The following is a 13,815-nucleotide window of genomic DNA, read 5'->3' on the forward strand; positions in this document are numbered from 1 at the left end:
GGGGGGAGACGCTCACCCCGCCGCGCCGGGGGCGTACGTGCCGAAGCTCCATACGTTGCCCTCGGCGTCCCGGGCCGTGTAGTCCCGCGAGCCGTACTCCTGGTCCGTCGGCGGCAGCACGATCTCGATGCCCTGCGCCACCGCCCGGGCGTGGTGCTCGTCGACGTCGTCCACGCGCACGTACACCGCGGTGGGCCCGCCGTCGCCCATCAGCTTGTCGAACCCGGTGCCGCTGCCCTTGCTGCCCAGCATCACCATGCCGTTCCCGCACACGAGTTCGGCGTGCAGCACCCGGCCGTCCTCGCCCTCGTACACGGCGTGCTCGGTGAAGCCGAAGCCCTCGGTGAGCTGTTTGATCGCGGCCTTCGCGTCCTCGTACCGCAGTGCCGGACAGATGTCGGGGGTCCCAGCCATCCCGATCACTCCCTCTCGATGTGACCTGGATCTCAGTCTGGCAGCCGCCGCCGACAACTCAGCGGAAGGTGTCGCACCGGGCCATGTCGCCGGTCCGGTAGCCCTCGTGGAACCACCGCTGCCGCTGCGCTGCCGAACCGTGCGTCCAGCTCTCCGGCGTCACCCGCCCCTGGAACCTCTCCTGGATCCGGTCGTCGCCCACGGCCGCCGCCGCGTCCAGGCCGTCCCGGACGTCCTCGTCGGTGAGCCGGGTGAGCAGCGGCCGGCCCGTCTTCTCGTCGGGGGCGGTCGTCGCGTGCCGCGCCCAGACCCCGGCGTAGCAGTCGGCCTGGAGCTCGACCCGCACGGCGTTGGAGTCCGCGCCGGTCCGTCCGTCCTGGGCGCGGCCGAGGGTCCCCATCAGGTTCTGGACGTGGTGGCCGTACTCGTGCGCCACCACGTACGCCTGGGCGAAGGGCCCGCCGGTCGATCCGAACGTGGTCCGCAGCTCGTCGAAGAAGCCCAGGTCCAGATAGACCCGCCGGTCGCCGGGGCAGTAGAAGGGCCCCACCGCCGAGGTCGCCGAGCCGCACGCGGTGCCGACCCGCTCGGTGAACATCACGGTGGTGGCGTTCCCGTAGGCGCCGCCCCGGCGCGGGTACTCGCTGCGCCAGTAGTCCTGGACGCTGTTGACGACGGCGACGATCCGGCAGTCCTGGCGCGTGTTGGCGTCCGAGCCCTTCTTGCAGCTCTGGTTCACCTGGGCCGCGGACGAAGAGCTCGCCACCGGCTCTTCACCGCCGGAGGAGAGCCCGAGCTGGTCCGGGCCCACCCCGAAGAGCACGCCCAGGACCAGGGCGATGAGACCGATGACGCCGCCGCCGACGGTCGCCCTGCCGCCCGGGACGCGGCTGCCGCGGACGTCCCGTACCTCCGAGGTGTCCAGGTCGGCGTCGTCGTCGAACTGCACGGTCCACCACCCTCCGCGTCGCTGTCACGGCGGTGGCCGCCGCCCTGTGCCGAGTATCGGATGATCTCGCCTCGATCGCCCCTTTTCCGATGTGCAGGCGGGAATGTGACAGACATCCGAGTCTGCCTGCCGCACCCGTATGGCCGAAAACCAGTTGCAGGCGCCCGTTAGACTGGCCGCATGGCCGTTCTCCTCTGGGTGCATTAGCGGCGTCGAAGCCCGCCACCAGCCGTCCTTCCGCCCTTTCCCACCGCCCTGGAGTCTGTCCGTGATCACCGCTTCCGGCATCGAGCTGCGCGCCGGCGCCCGAGTCCTCATCGAGTCCGCTTCCTTCCGCGTCGCCAAGGGCGACCGCATCGGCCTCGTCGGCCGCAACGGAGCGGGCAAGACCACCCTCACCAAGTGCCTCGCCGGCGAGGGACAGCCGGCCGGCGGCAGCATCACCCGCTCCGGCGAGGTCGGCTACCTCCCGCAGGACCCGCGCACCGGCGACCTCGACGTCCTGGCCCGCGACCGCATCCTCTCCGCCCGCGGCCTCGACGTCCTCCTCAAGAAGATGCGGATGAACGAGGAGCGCATCGCCACCGGCTCCGGCGCCACCCGCGACAAGGCGCTGCGGCAGTACGAGCGCCAGGAGACCGAGTTCCTGACCAAGGGCGGGTACGCGGCCGAGGCCGAGGCCTCCACCATCGCCGCCGCCCTCGGCCTGCCCGACCGGGTCATGGGGCAGCCGCTGCACACCCTCTCCGGTGGTCAGCGCCGCCGCGTCGAGCTCGCCCGGATCCTCTTCTCCGACGCCGACACCCTGCTCCTCGACGAGCCCACGAACCACCTCGACGCCGACTCCATCGTCTGGCTGCGCGACTACCTGAAGACCTACCGCGGCGGCTTCATCGTCATCTCCCACGACGTCGACCTGGTCGAGACCGTGGTGAACAAGGTCTTCTACCTGGACGCCAACCGCTCCACGATCGACGTCTACAACATGGGCTGGAAGCTCTACCAGCAGCAGCGCGAGGCCGACGAGAAGCGCCGCAAGCGCGAGCGCCAGAACGCCGAGAAGAAGGCCGCCGCGCTCAACTCGCAGGCCGACAAGATGCGCGCCAAGGCCACCAAGACCGTCGCCGCGCAGAACATGGCCAAGCGCGCCGAGCGGCTGCTCTCCGGCCTGGAGGCGGTGCGGGCCTCCGACAAGGTCGCCAAGCTCCGCTTCCCCGAGCCCGCCCCCTGCGGCAAGACCCCGCTGACGGCCGAGGGGCTCTCCAAGTCCTACGGCTCGCTGGAGATCTTCACCGATGTGAGCCTCGCGATCGACAAGGGCTCGCGCGTCGTCATCCTCGGCCTCAACGGCGCGGGCAAGACGACCCTGCTGCGCCTCCTCGGCGGCGTCGAGAAGCCCGACACCGGCGAGGTCACCCCGGGCCACGGCCTGAAGCTCGGCTACTACGCCCAGGAGCACGAGACGCTCGACCCCGAGCGGACCGTCCTGGAGAACATGCGCTCGGCCGCGCCCGACCTCGACCTCGTCGACGTGCGCAAGACGCTCGGCTCCTTCCTCTTCTCCGGCGACGACGTCGACAAGCCGGCCGGCGTCCTCTCCGGCGGCGAGAAGACCCGGCTCGCGCTCGCGACCCTCGTCGTCTCCTCGGCGAACGTGCTGCTGCTCGACGAGCCCACCAACAACCTGGACCCGGCCAGCCGCGAGGAGATCCTCGGCGCGCTGCGCACGTACAAGGGCGCCGTCGTCCTCGTCACCCACGACGAGGGCGCCGTGGAGGCGCTCGACCCGGAGCGGATCATCCTGCTTCCGGACGGCGTCGAGGATCTGTGGGGCGCGGACTACGCGGACCTGGTGGCCCTCGCCTGACCCCCGAGGGGCGTTCCGGGGCCCCGTCCGGCCCCGGATGATCATTCTGGACTGGATCATTCGGCTCATGGGCGATCCGTCATCTGAGTGAGGATGTCTCGTACTTCCCGGCGCGGTGCTCTGCCGAATCCTTCCGGCAGGCCCGCGCCGTACGCGTGTTCCCCTTGCCCCGCTGACCTGGCACTTCCCGTACCGACCGGTTCGGAGGCGGGTTTCCGGCCTGGCGGAATCCAGGCCTCCGTTCGTGATGACGGCGTACTCGTCCGCAAACCCGGCGGCACGGACCTTGTCGAATGGGTGGCCAGGACGGACGGGAGGGGTGATCATGAGAAGTCCAGAGCGCACTTCCCATGAGGAGGCACGGGTGGCCGAGACTCTGAAGAAGGGCAGCCGGGTGACCGGCGCCGCGCGCGACAAGCTCGCGGCAGACCTGAAGAAGAAGTACGACTCCGGTGCGAGCATCCGGGCGCTGGCCGAGGAAACCGGCCGCTCCTACGGATTCGTCCACCGGATGCTGAGCGAGTCCGGAGTCACGCTGCGTGGACGCGGCGGAGCGACCCGGGGCAAGAAGGCGGCCTCGGCCTGACATCGGGGCGGCTCGACCGGTCCACCGGGACCTCCCGGTGGGCACCCGGTCGGCCCTGCGGTCGGCCGGGTGGTTACTGTGCAGTCACTTAGCATGTCGCATGCAGTGCTGCACCGGAACCGGAGGCGCCCCATGACTACGCTCGACGACTCTGAGCTCGTGTTCGACAAGGACGGTGTACGGCTCACCGTCGAGGACGCCGTTGCCACGGTGACCCTGACCAATCCGGCGAAGCGCAACGCCCAGTCTCCCGCTCTGTGGCGGGCGTTGACGGAAGCCGGCCGGTCGTTGCCCGGCAGCGTGCGGGTCGTCGTCCTGCGCGGCGAGGGCAAGTCCTTCTCCGCCGGACTCGACCGGCAGGCGTTCACGCCCGAGGGCTTCGACGGCGAGCCGTCCTTCCTCGACCTCGCGCGCGGTTCCGACGAGGACCTCGACGCGGTCATCGCCGAGTACCAGGAGGCGTTCACCTGGTGGCGCCGCAGCGACCTCGTGTCGATCGCGGCCGTCCAGGGCCACGCCATCGGTGCGGGCTTCCAGCTCGCCCTCGCCTGCGACCTGCGGGTCGTCGCCGAGGACGTGCAGTTCGCCATGCGCGAGACCAGCCTGGGTCTCGTCCCGGACCTGACCGGGACGCACCCGCTCGTCTCGCTCGTCGGCTACGCCCGCGCGCTGGAGATCTGCGCCACCGGCCGCTTCGTGCACGCGGAGGAGGCCGAGCGCATCGGTCTCGCCAACCTGTCCGTGCCCGCCGACGAGCTCGACGCGGCGGTACGGGACCTCGGCGCCGCCCTGCTCGCCGCGCCCCGCGACGCGGTCACCGAGACCAAGGCGCTGCTCCAGGGCGTCTCCGGCCGCTCCTACGAGGAGCAGCGCACGGCCGAACGCGCCGCCCAGGCCCGCCGCCTGCGCGACCTGGCGGGCCTCGGCGACTGACGCCCGCGCGGGCGGCCGAAGCGGGCGCCCGCTCCTCGCGCACGCGCCCGTTCAGCGCAGTTCCGAGACCAGCACCGTGACCGCGGTCGCCCCGTCGGCGGCCGAGGTCGCGGCGTCCCGGGCGGCGCGGGCCACGTCCAGCGGGCGGTGACCGGCCGTCACGGCCAGCTCCACCCGCACCCCGTCCGGGCCCCGGTGCACCGGCGGCCCCCAGAGGTCCGTCACGCCCGCCACGCCCTCGACCCGCAGGACCGCCAGGGCCACCGGGTCGTCCGTCGCCGGGGCCGGCCGCCCCGGCGGGGGAGCGGCCGGAGCCGCCGCCGGCTCCGCGTCGAGCAGCTCCGTCACCCGCAGGTCCACGGCCGTCACGCGCAGCCCGAGTCCGTCCCGCGCCGCCCCGAGCAGGGCCGCCCGCAGCTCCTCGGCCAGCTCCGGCAGCGGACGGCCCGCGACCGCCCCGAAGTCCGCGGTGATCCGCAGCGCCCGCGCCTCCAGCCCGCCCGGCGGCACCGGGAGCGGCCCTGCCTTCGTCGTTCCGTCGTCCTCCGGGTCGGGCCCGACCCGGAGCTTGCCCGGCACCGCGCCCCGTACCGCCGCTGCGGCGGGGCCGAGGACACCCCGTGCCGCCCGCTCGGTGATCCACGCGCCGTCCCCGGCCGCGCCGAGCGGCAGGAGCCTGCCCGGCGCGAGGCGCTCCCGTACCGCCGCCGTCCATCCTTCAGCCGTCGTCATTCCCCCAGCCTGCCGCATTCCTGGCGCGAATTGGGGCAAGTCGCCTTAATGTGGGCGAGGAACCCCGAAATGTGACGGAAGGGGCTAAAACTCATGACGGACACCACTTACTCAGGAGACTCCGCGGCGGACGAGCCGCGCCGTGCCTCCATGACCAAGCGGGGAAGCGGCCCGGCGGCCTCCCGGGGCCGGACGACGATCGCCGACGGAGTCGTGGAGAAGATCGCCGGGCTCGCCGCGCGTGACGTCGACGGCGTCCACGCGATGGGCAGCGGCTTCTCCCGCACCTTGGGCGCCGTCCGCGACCGGGTCCCGGGCGGGGGCGGCGGCAAGTCGGGCGTCACCCGAGGCGTCAAGGCCGAGGTCGGCGAGGTGCAGACCGCCCTCGACCTGGAGATCGTCGTCGACTACGGCGTCTCCATCTCCGACGTCGCCGGCGACGTCAGGGAGAACGTCATCGCCGCCGTGGAGCGGATGACGGGTCTCGAAGTCGTCGAGGTCAACATCGCGGTCAGCGACGTGAAGTTGCCCGAGGACGAGGAAGAGGAGCCGGAGCCCCGGCTCCAGTAGTCGTCGGACCCCCGGCGACAGGGGCCAGGAAAGGGACTCGGAATGAGCATGGCGATGGTCGGCCTGCTGGCCGGCATGGCTCTCGGCTTCGCCGGATACTTCGGTGGCTTCGGAGCGTTTCTGCTGATCGCGGCCCTCGGGGCGGTCGGCTTCGTGGTGGGCAGGTTCCTCGACGGAGACCTCGAACCCGGCGATCTGTTCCGGGGCCGCGAGCGCGGCGACCGGCGGCGGTGACCCGGAGTGGTGACGGACCTGGCAGACGACCCGGTACGGGACGGGGTGCGGGACCGGGGGGCGACCGACATCGCCGACCGGGTCGTCGCGAAGATCGCCGCCCAGGCGGCCAGGGAGGCGCTCGACGCCGTCCCCGAAGGAGGATCGAAGCCGCACGCCTCGGTCGTCGTCCACCGGGAGTTCGCCCGCGTCTCGGTGAGTCTCGACCTCGACTACCCCTCCGACGTCGGACGCCAGTGCGCCGCCGTCCGGAGCCGGGTGCGCGCCCGCGTGGAGGAGTGCGCCGGTCTGGAGGTCCACGAGGTGGCCGTCCACGTCGAGCGCCTCCACTCCGCGCACACCCGCCACACCTCGCCGAGGGGCCGCCTCGCATGACCACCACACCGGAACCGGACCGGGCCCCCGCGGGGGGCGCCACCCAGGCGACAGGACCCGGCGACGAGGGCCGTGGCGCGCCCACGCCACCCGTCCGCCGCTTCTGGTCCGTCCGCCGCATCCCCGCCGCCCTCCTCGCTGCCGTCGTCCTCGGCGCCGCCGGGCTGCTCCTCTACGACGTCGCGGCCGTACGCGCCGACCGCTCCGCGATGGCCTGGCGGCGCGAACTGGCCCACGCCCTCGCGACCCGCCCGCTCGACGACGTGGTGATCGTCGCCGGCGCGGCCGTCGCCGTCCTGCTCGGCCTCTGGCTCCTCGTCCTGGCCGCCACCCCGGGGCTGCGCGACGTCCTCCCGATGCGCCGCGAGCACACCGACGTGCGGGCGGGCCTCGACCGCGAGGCCGCCGCCCTCACCCTGCGGGACCGCGTCATGGAGGTCTCCGGGGTCCAGTCCGTCAAGGTGAACGTCGGCCGCGCCAAGGTGGGCGTCCGGGCGGTGTCCCACTTCCGCGCCCTCGACGAGGTCCGCGCCGACGTGGAGACGGTGCTCGCCACCGGCGTCGACGAGCTCGGCCTCGCCCGCCCGCTCGCCCCGACGGTACGGGTGGCCCGGCCGTCCCGGAAGGAAGGGAAGGCCAAGTGACCGTCGTCCTCCGGCGCGTCAACCGCGTCCTGCTCGGTCTCGCCGGGCTGATCCTCGTGGTCGTCGGCGGCGCCGTACTCGCCGCCGCCCTCGACCTGTCCGTACCGTCCTGGTGGCCCTGGTCCGGTCCCGACGACGTGCTGCTCACCACCGCACAGCGGCAGCGCTGGCGGGACGAGGGCTGGTGGTGGCCGGTGGTCATCGCGGTCCTCGGGCTCATCGTCCTGCTCGCCCTGTGGTGGCTGCTCGCCCAGTTCCGCCGGGCCCGGCTCTCCGAGGTCCTCGTGGACACCGGCGACGGCGAGGAGGCGGTCCTGCGCGGCCGGGCCCTGGAGAGCGTCCTGGAGGCGGACGCCGCCGCGCAGGACGGCGTCGCCCGGGCCAAGGTCGCCCTCACGGGCCGCCGGGCTGCTCCCAGGACCCGGATCCGGCTCCTCCTGGAGCCGCACGCCTCCCCGGGCGAGGCCCTGACCGCCCTCAGCAACCGGGCCCTCGCCCACGCCCGTAAGGCGACGGGACTGCCCGCACTGCCCACCGAGGCGCGTCTGCGCGCGGTGAAGCACCGCGCCCGCCGGGTCGCCTGAGGATCAGAACTCGGCGCGCGCCCCGCCGTCCACCGGCAGCATCAGCCCCGTCAGGTACGAGGCGGCCGGCGAGAGCACGAAGGCCGCCGTGCGCCCGAACTCCTCCGGGGTGCCGTAGCGCCGCAGCGGGATCGTGAGCTCGTTCGCCGCGCGGGCCGCGTCCGCGTCGCCGGAGAGCGCGTCGAGGGAGCGGACCCGGTCCGTGTCGATGCGGCTCGGCAGCAGGCCGACGACCCGGATCCCGCGCGGTCCCAGGTCGTTGGCGAGGGACTTGGCGAAGCCGGCCAGTCCCGGGCGCAGCCCGTTGGAGATGGTGAGGCCGGGGATCGGCTCGTGGACGGAGCCGGACAGGACGAAGCCGATGACCCCGCCCTCGGTGAGCGTCTCGGCGGCCGCGCGGGCCAGCCGCACCGCCCCCAGGAAGACCGTGTCGAAGGCGGCCGCCCACTGCTCGTCGGTGTTGTCCGCCGCGAAGCCGGGCGCCGGGCCGCCGACGCTGATCAGGAGGCCGTCGAAGCCCCCGAAGCGGGCCCGTGCCTCGGCGATCAGCCGGGCCGGGGTCTCCGGGTCGGCGTTGTCGGCGGCGATCCCGGCCGCGCCCTCGCCCAGCTCGGCCACCGCGTCGGCGACCGTCTTCTCCTCGCGCCCGGTGATCAGCACCTTCGCGCCCTCGGCGAGCAGCGCCTCGGCCGAGGCCCGGCCGAGCCCCCGCGTCGCACCGGTCACCACGTACACACGGTCCTTCAGTCCAAGATCCATGCCCCTATCCTGCCGCCTCCTCGGCGGCCAGGGCGAGAGCCGTCCCCACCAGGCCGATGTGGCTGAAGGCCTGCGGGAAGTTCCCCAGCTGCCGGCCCGCCACCGGGTCGTACTCCTCCGCGAGCAGCCCCACGTCGTTGGTGAGCGTGAGGAGCCGCTCGAAGAGCTCGCGGGCCTCCTCGGCGCGTCCGGTCAGCCGCAGCGCGTCCGCCAACCAGAACGAGCAGACCAGAAAGGTCCCCTCCTGCCCCGGGAGCCCGTCCAGGGCCGTCGAGTCGGGGGTGTAGCGGCGCAGGAAGCCGCCGTGCATCAGCTCCTCCCGCACCGCGTCCACCGTCCCCACCACCCGGGGGTCGTCCGGCGGCAGGAAGCCGACCTGGGGGATGAGCAGGGTGGCGGCGTCCAGCTCGGACGAGCCGTACGCCTGGGTGAAGGTGTTCCGGACGGGGTCGTACGCCCGCGCGCACACCTCGGCGTGGATCTCGTCCCGCAGCGCCCGCCACCGCCCCACGCCCCCCGGCAGCGTGGGGTCGGCCTCCAGGGTGCGGACCGCGCGGTCGGCGGCGACCCAGGCCATCACCTTCGAGTGGGTGAAGTGGCGGCGCGGCCCGCGGACCTCCCACAGGCCCTCGTCGGGCTCCCGCCAGGTGGACTCCAGGAAGCCGAGCAGGCTCAGCTGGAGGTTCCAGGCGTGCCGCTCCGGCGGGATCCCGGCCTCGCGCGCGCGGTGGAGGGAGTCCATGACCTCGCCGTACACGTCCAGCTGGAACTGGTCCACCGCGGCGTTCCCGGTCCGCACCGGCGCCGAGTCGGCGTAGCCGCGCAGCCACGGCAGGCTGGTCTCCGGCAGCCGGCGCTCCCCGGCCGGCCCGTACATGATCTGCAGGTCGGCGGGGTCGCCCGCGACCGAGCGGAGCAGCCAGTCCCGCCAGGCGGCCGCCTCCTCCTCGTACCCGGCGGCGAGCAGCGCGCCGAGGGTGAGGGAGGAGTCGCGCAGCCAGCAGGCGCGGTAGTCCCAGTTCCGCACGCCCCCGAGGTCCTCCGGCAGGGAGGTGGTGGGGGCGGCCATGATGCCGCCGGTGGGGGCGTACGTGAGCGCCTTGAGGGTGATCAGGGACCGCAGCACCGTCGGCCGGTACGGGCCGTCGTAGGTGCAGCGGGCCGTCCACTTCCGCCAGTCCGCGAGGCACTGCTCCAGGGCCTCGAAGGGGTCGACGAGGTCCGGGCGCGGCTCGTGCGAGGGGTGCCAGGTCAGGACGAAGGCCACCTTCTCGCCGGCGGCGACGGTGAAGGAGGACTGGGTGGAGAACTGCTGGCCCCAGGTCTTCACGTGCGGCTCGCTGCGCAGCCAGACCGAGTCCGGCCCGGCGATCGCCACCCGGTGGCCGTCGGCCCTGCGCACCCACGGCACGACCGAGCCGTAGTCGAAGCGGAGCCGCAGCACGGAGGCCATCTCGACGCTGCCGCTGACGCCCTCCACGATCCGCATCAGGTCGGGAGACCTGTCCCGCTGCGGCATGAAGTCGACGACCTTGACGGTGCCCGTACGGGTCTCCCAGTAGGTCTCCAGGACGAGGGTGTCCTCGGCGTAGCGGCGGGTGGTGCAGGTGGTGGCGCCCTTGGGAGCGACGGTCCAGTGGCCGTTGTCCTCGTCGCCGAGGATGGCGGCGAAGCAGGCGGCGGAGTCGAAGCGGGGCAGACACAGCCAGTCGACCGACCCGTCGCGGCCGACGAGCGCGGCGGTCTGGAGATCCCCGATGAGGGCGTAGTCGTCGATACGTTGCGTCACGCTTCGGCCTGTTCCCGGAAGCGGCGACGGTCAATCAGCGGGACGGAGTGGCCTGCGCCTCCGCCGTGTCCCGCTCCGCGGATCCGGGGACGTCGGCGGCGTTGCCGGCCTCCCGGTCGCGCTTCTCCCGGCGCACCAGGATCACCCAGCCGACGGGCACTCCGGCGGTGAAGAGCCACCACTGAACGGCGTACGCCATGTGGGGACCGATCGACTCGTGGTCCGGCTCGGCGATCGTCTCGGGGGAGCCGCCGGCCGGCTCGGGCGCGGTCAGCTCCAGATAGCCGCCGAGCACCTCGCGGCCGATGAGCTCGGCCTGCTGCCGGCTGCTGATGAGCATGACCTGGCGGTCCGGCAGGCCCTTCAGGTCCTTGATGCCGCTGGCGCCCGTCGTCTCGTCCGCCTTGAGCCGGCCCGTGACGGTGACCTCGCCCTTGGGGGCGGGCGGCACCGGCGGGTAGGAGTGCTGGTCGGCGGCGGCCGGGACCCAGCCGCGGTTGACCAGGACGACCCGGCCGTCGCGCAGGACCAGCGGGGTCAGGACGTGCACGCCCACCTGGTCGTCGGAGGAGGTGCGGCGGCGGACGACCACCTCGTGGGCGGTGTCGAAGGTGCCGGTGGCGGTGACCGTCCGCCAGTAGTCGGCGCGCGGGACGGTGTGGCCGGGGGAGGTGAGCTCCTCGACCGGGAGCGGCTTCGCCCTGAGGTTGTCCGCGATCAGCGCGTTCTGGGCGACCCGGTGCTCGTGCCGGTGGAACTGCCAGAATCCCAGCTGGATCATCGTGGGGATGAGGGCGAGGGCGCCGAGGGTGAGGATCACCCACTGCCGGGACAACAGGAAGCGGTACACCCCACGACCGTACAGCGCGGGTCGAGGGGTGCACGCACGGGGGGTTCGGGTCGGTTCGCCCGACCGCCCGGGATCGTTTCCTCACACCCTGTCGACGATGCCCACCTTTCCCTCCGCGCGGGCGCAGTGGCCGCCGCAGTACCAGCTGCCCTCGACCTCGACGCCCTGTCCGATGATCTGGACCCGGCAGTGCTCGCAGATGGGCGCCATCCGGTGGATGGCGCAGGCGAAGCAGTCGAAGACGTGCACCGCGCCCTGCGCGTGCACCTCGAAGGACATGCCGTAATCGTTTCCGCAGACCTCACAACGTGCCATGCGCCACAGGGTGGAGCGCCCGGCGGGCGCGCGCGGCGCGGCGCGCCCGCAGGACCGGGGGCAGTCACCCGTCTGCCGGGGTCACGTCCCGCAGCAGCTGGGTGTAGGCGGCCTCGTCGACGACCGGGGTGCCGAAGGACCGGGCCTTGAGCGTCTTGGAGGTGGGGGAGTCCGGGTCGTTGGTGACCAGGAGGCTGGTCAGCCGGGAGACGCTGGTGGCGACGTGGAGGCCGGCCTCGACGGTGCGGTCCTCCAGGAGCTCGCGGTCGATGGAGGTGTCGCCGGAGAACGCCACCCGCATGCCCTGCTTGAGCGGCTTGTCCGACTCGTAACGCCCGGGGTTCGGGTACGGGCACGGCGGACGCTTCCGCGAGGGCCGCCAGCTGCCCGCCCGGTAGGAGGACTGGTGGCCCGCCCGGGGCGGCACCGGCGCCGAGGCCCACTCGGTGAGCGGCCGGCACTCGAGCAGCGGCAGCCGTACGTTCCGCTCGGCCGCCGCGTGCAGGCTCGGCCGGAACGCCTCGGCGAGCACCCGCGCGTCGTCGAGCGCGTTGTGCGCGCGCTGCTGGACGACGCCGAAGTGCGCGGCGAGCGACTCCAGCTTGTGGTTGGGCAGCGGCAGCGACAGCTCCTTGGCGAGCGCGATCGTGCAGAGCCGCTGGCGCACCGGCGCGGCGGACTTCGCGCGCGCGTACTCCCGGGCGATCATCTGCCAGTCGAACATCGCGTTGTGCGCGACGAGCACCCGCCCGTCGAGCCGCTCGGCGAACTCCGCCGCGATCTCCGGGAAGAGCGGCGCGCCCTCCAGGACGTCGCTGGTCAGCCCGTGGATCCAGACGGGGCCGGGATCCCGCTCGGGGTTGACCAGCGTGTACCAGTGGTCCTCGACGTTCCCCTGGGCGTCCAGCCGGTAGACGGCAGCCGACACTATCCGGTCGTCGCGGGCGAGTCCGGTGGTCTCCACGTCGACTACCGCGTACCCCTGCGGGTAGGCGGCCGGCCACATCGCTGCTGTCGTACGGTCGTCAAGCACGGTTATTGAGAATACGGGCCCCGACGGACACCCAGGCTCCCGGTGCCGGATTCCGGGGCCGGGAGCCGCCGCCTCCGCGCCCGCCGGAGCGCCCGGGCGGGGCGCGGGGAAGGGCGTGCGGGAAGGCGCAGTGCGGGGCGCGGGAGGCACAGGGCGGGGCGGGGAGGCGCCGGACGGGGCCGCCGGTACGCCCGCACCTCGCCCGTCGCCCCCCGGCCGCGCCGGAGCACGGTCACCGCGTCCGTACGGGCCGCCGCGCGCCTGACCGCCAGGCCCCGGCCGGGGCGGGAGCGGATCCGTCCGGTCCGGCGCACTCGGTCGTGCCCTTCGCCGCGGGCGCCGAGGCGAGGTCGTCGGGGCGGAACACGGCGCGCGGCCCGAAGACCGGGCGGGTGCGGTCGCGCGACCCGGCGAAGGACCGGTCCTCGCGGAGCGGGGCGGCGGCGCCCCCGCCCCCGTGGACCGGCGTCACGCGTGCGTGCCGCCGGATCAGGGCCGGGGGCGGAGGGCTCGGGCCTCCTCGGCGAGCAGTCCCGCCACCAGCGCCCGCACCCCCACCAGGAACACGGCCTCCGTGTCGATCGGGGCGGCGAGGGCGCGGGCGAGCTCCGGGTCGGGGGTGGTGAAGCCGGTCGGCTCCGTGGTCCAGAGGGCCGTCTCGGCCGGCGGCTGGGCGGGGGCGCGCTCACGGTTGCGCTCGACGAGGACGTGGCCGACGACCTGGAACTGGACCGCGTGGACCAGGGCGGCCGCGCGGGCGCCGCGCAGCCCCGCCGCGTGGGCCTCGTGGACCAGGGCGCGTTGGGCCGGCAGGAACATGCGTTCCGTCAGGCCGCGTTCGTGGACCATCGCCACCAGGTGCGGGCGCTCGCGCAGGGCGCGGCGCAGCGCGCGGGCGACCGAGACGATCCGCTCGGCCGGGGTCGCGCCCCGGGGGCGGATCGTGCCGAGGTCGGCGACGGTGCGGGCGACGAGGGCGTCGAGGAGCGACTCGCGGTTGCCGACGTGCCAGTAGATCGAGGTGACCGCGGTGCCGAGCTCGGCGGCCAGCCGGCGCATCGTGAGCGCGTCCGGGCCGTGCTCCCTCACCAGGGCGGCCGCCGTGTCCAGGACTTCGTCGCGGGTCAGCGCGGAGCGTGCCATCGGTTCCCCCAACTCCTCTGCGTGCGGCCCTCTTTACC

Annotated in this window: 17 protein-coding genes; 8 read left to right on the forward strand and 9 right to left on the reverse strand. The window is 73.7% G+C overall.

The window, feature by feature from the left end:
- Positions 1-12: 12 nt before the first annotated feature.
- Both K7G60_RS19780 and K7G60_RS19785 read right to left on the reverse strand, forming a co-directional pair.
- Positions 13-414, reverse strand: coding sequence for a VOC family protein (locus K7G60_RS19780; RefSeq protein ID WP_225802272.1), 402 nt, complete (start codon positions 412-414; stop codon positions 13-15).
- A 58-nt stretch (positions 415-472) separates the two neighbouring features.
- Entirely contained in the window at positions 473-1,363 is an 891-nt protein-coding gene (locus tag K7G60_RS19785) for a neutral zinc metallopeptidase (protein ID WP_225802273.1), read from the reverse strand.
- A gap of 268 nt (positions 1,364-1,631) precedes the next feature.
- Between K7G60_RS19785 and K7G60_RS19790 the strand changes: the two genes are divergently transcribed.
- The 3 genes from K7G60_RS19790 (at position 1,632) to K7G60_RS19800 (ending at position 4,749) form a co-directional block, all read left to right on the forward strand.
- On the forward strand, positions 1,632-3,230 hold the full coding sequence (locus K7G60_RS19790) for an ABC-F family ATP-binding cassette domain-containing protein (protein ID WP_225802274.1): 1,599 nt from the start codon (positions 1,632-1,634) through the stop codon (positions 3,228-3,230).
- 364 nt (positions 3,231-3,594) lie between these two features.
- Positions 3,595-3,816, forward strand: coding sequence for a helix-turn-helix domain-containing protein (locus tag K7G60_RS19795; protein ID WP_006123601.1), 222 nt, complete (start codon positions 3,595-3,597; stop codon positions 3,814-3,816).
- A gap of 132 nt (positions 3,817-3,948) precedes the next feature.
- A complete protein-coding gene (locus tag K7G60_RS19800) occupies positions 3,949-4,749 on the forward strand; it encodes an enoyl-CoA hydratase/isomerase family protein (protein WP_225802275.1) in 801 nt (266 codons plus the stop codon).
- Positions 4,750-4,800: 51 nt separating this feature from the next.
- Here the strand turns inward: K7G60_RS19800 and K7G60_RS19805 are convergent, their stop codons facing one another.
- The gene (locus tag K7G60_RS19805) at positions 4,801-5,481 is read right to left on the reverse strand and encodes a hypothetical protein (RefSeq protein ID WP_225802276.1); all 681 of its coding nucleotides are present in this window, start codon (positions 5,479-5,481) and stop codon (positions 4,801-4,803) included.
- A 93-nt stretch (positions 5,482-5,574) separates the two neighbouring features.
- Between K7G60_RS19805 and K7G60_RS19810 the strand changes: the two genes are divergently transcribed.
- From K7G60_RS19810 to amaP, 5 genes are read left to right on the forward strand one after another with little or no spacing between them, the layout of a single operon-like run.
- Complete coding sequence (locus K7G60_RS19810) at positions 5,575-6,051, forward strand: Asp23/Gls24 family envelope stress response protein (RefSeq protein ID WP_225802277.1); 477 nt, start codon at positions 5,575-5,577, stop codon at positions 6,049-6,051.
- 42 nt (positions 6,052-6,093) lie between these two features.
- Positions 6,094-6,285, forward strand: coding sequence for a hypothetical protein (locus tag K7G60_RS19815; RefSeq protein ID WP_225802278.1), 192 nt, complete (start codon positions 6,094-6,096; stop codon positions 6,283-6,285).
- A 9-nt stretch (positions 6,286-6,294) separates the two neighbouring features.
- Positions 6,295-6,660, forward strand: a complete 366-nt coding sequence (locus tag K7G60_RS19820) for an Asp23/Gls24 family envelope stress response protein (protein WP_225802279.1) — start codon at positions 6,295-6,297, stop codon at positions 6,658-6,660.
- Entirely contained in the window at positions 6,657-7,304 is a 648-nt protein-coding gene (locus K7G60_RS19825) for a DUF6286 domain-containing protein (protein WP_225802280.1), read from the forward strand. The genes K7G60_RS19820 and K7G60_RS19825 overlap by 4 nt, the downstream gene beginning before the upstream one ends.
- On the forward strand, positions 7,301-7,888 hold the full coding sequence (gene amaP / locus K7G60_RS19830; protein WP_225802281.1) for an alkaline shock response membrane anchor protein AmaP: 588 nt from the start codon (positions 7,301-7,303) through the stop codon (positions 7,886-7,888). The genes K7G60_RS19825 and amaP overlap by 4 nt, the downstream gene beginning before the upstream one ends.
- A 3-nt stretch (positions 7,889-7,891) precedes the next feature.
- Here amaP and K7G60_RS19835 read toward each other — a convergent pair whose 3' ends face one another.
- From K7G60_RS19835 to K7G60_RS19860, 6 genes are all read right to left on the reverse strand, one after another.
- Complete coding sequence (locus tag K7G60_RS19835) at positions 7,892-8,647, reverse strand: SDR family oxidoreductase (protein WP_225802282.1); 756 nt, start codon at positions 8,645-8,647, stop codon at positions 7,892-7,894.
- 4 nt (positions 8,648-8,651) lie between these two features.
- Positions 8,652-10,436 (reverse strand): glycoside hydrolase family 15 protein, encoded by a 1,785-nt coding sequence (locus tag K7G60_RS19840; protein ID WP_225802283.1) that lies wholly within the window; start codon positions 10,434-10,436, stop codon positions 8,652-8,654.
- A gap of 34 nt (positions 10,437-10,470) precedes the next feature.
- Positions 10,471-11,286 (reverse strand): SURF1 family protein, encoded by an 816-nt coding sequence (locus K7G60_RS19845; protein WP_225802284.1) that lies wholly within the window; start codon positions 11,284-11,286, stop codon positions 10,471-10,473.
- Positions 11,287-11,367: 81 nt separating this feature from the next.
- Positions 11,368-11,601: a hypothetical protein gene (locus tag K7G60_RS19850; protein WP_030691654.1), complete on the reverse strand. Its 234-nt coding sequence runs from the start codon at positions 11,599-11,601 to the stop codon at positions 11,368-11,370.
- Between the two features lie 64 nt (positions 11,602-11,665).
- Positions 11,666-12,640: a DEDDh family exonuclease gene (locus K7G60_RS19855; protein WP_225802322.1), complete on the reverse strand. Its 975-nt coding sequence runs from the start codon at positions 12,638-12,640 to the stop codon at positions 11,666-11,668.
- Between the two features lie 483 nt (positions 12,641-13,123).
- On the reverse strand, positions 13,124-13,777 hold the full coding sequence (locus K7G60_RS19860; RefSeq protein WP_225802285.1) for a TetR/AcrR family transcriptional regulator: 654 nt from the start codon (positions 13,775-13,777) through the stop codon (positions 13,124-13,126).
- Between the last annotated feature and the right edge of the window lie 38 nt (positions 13,778-13,815).

Source organism: Streptomyces sp. NK15101 (assembly GCF_020400725.1).
Taxonomy (GTDB): domain Bacteria; phylum Actinomycetota; class Actinomycetes; order Streptomycetales; family Streptomycetaceae; genus Streptomyces.

Excerpts from the sequence above, each read along its gene's own strand:
- K7G60_RS19780 (WP_225802272.1), bottom strand. The coding sequence starts at position 414 with ATGGCTGGGACCCCCGACATCTGTCCGGCACTGCGGTACGAGGACGCG.
- K7G60_RS19800 (WP_225802275.1), top strand. The coding sequence starts at position 3,949 with ATGACTACGCTCGACGACTCTGAGCTCGTGTTCGACAAGGACGGTGTA.
- K7G60_RS19805 (WP_225802276.1), bottom strand. The coding sequence starts at position 5,481 with ATGACGACGGCTGAAGGATGGACGGCGGCGGTACGGGAGCGCCTCGCG.
- K7G60_RS19810 (WP_225802277.1), top strand. The coding sequence starts at position 5,575 with ATGACGGACACCACTTACTCAGGAGACTCCGCGGCGGACGAGCCGCGC.
- K7G60_RS19815 (WP_225802278.1), top strand. The coding sequence starts at position 6,094 with ATGAGCATGGCGATGGTCGGCCTGCTGGCCGGCATGGCTCTCGGCTTC.
- K7G60_RS19825 (WP_225802280.1), top strand. The coding sequence starts at position 6,657 with ATGACCACCACACCGGAACCGGACCGGGCCCCCGCGGGGGGCGCCACC.
- K7G60_RS19835 (WP_225802282.1), bottom strand. The coding sequence starts at position 8,647 with ATGGATCTTGGACTGAAGGACCGTGTGTACGTGGTGACCGGTGCGACG.
- K7G60_RS19850 (WP_030691654.1), bottom strand. The coding sequence starts at position 11,601 with ATGGCACGTTGTGAGGTCTGCGGAAACGATTACGGCATGTCCTTCGAG.
- K7G60_RS19860 (WP_225802285.1), bottom strand. The coding sequence starts at position 13,777 with ATGGCACGCTCCGCGCTGACCCGCGACGAAGTCCTGGACACGGCGGCC.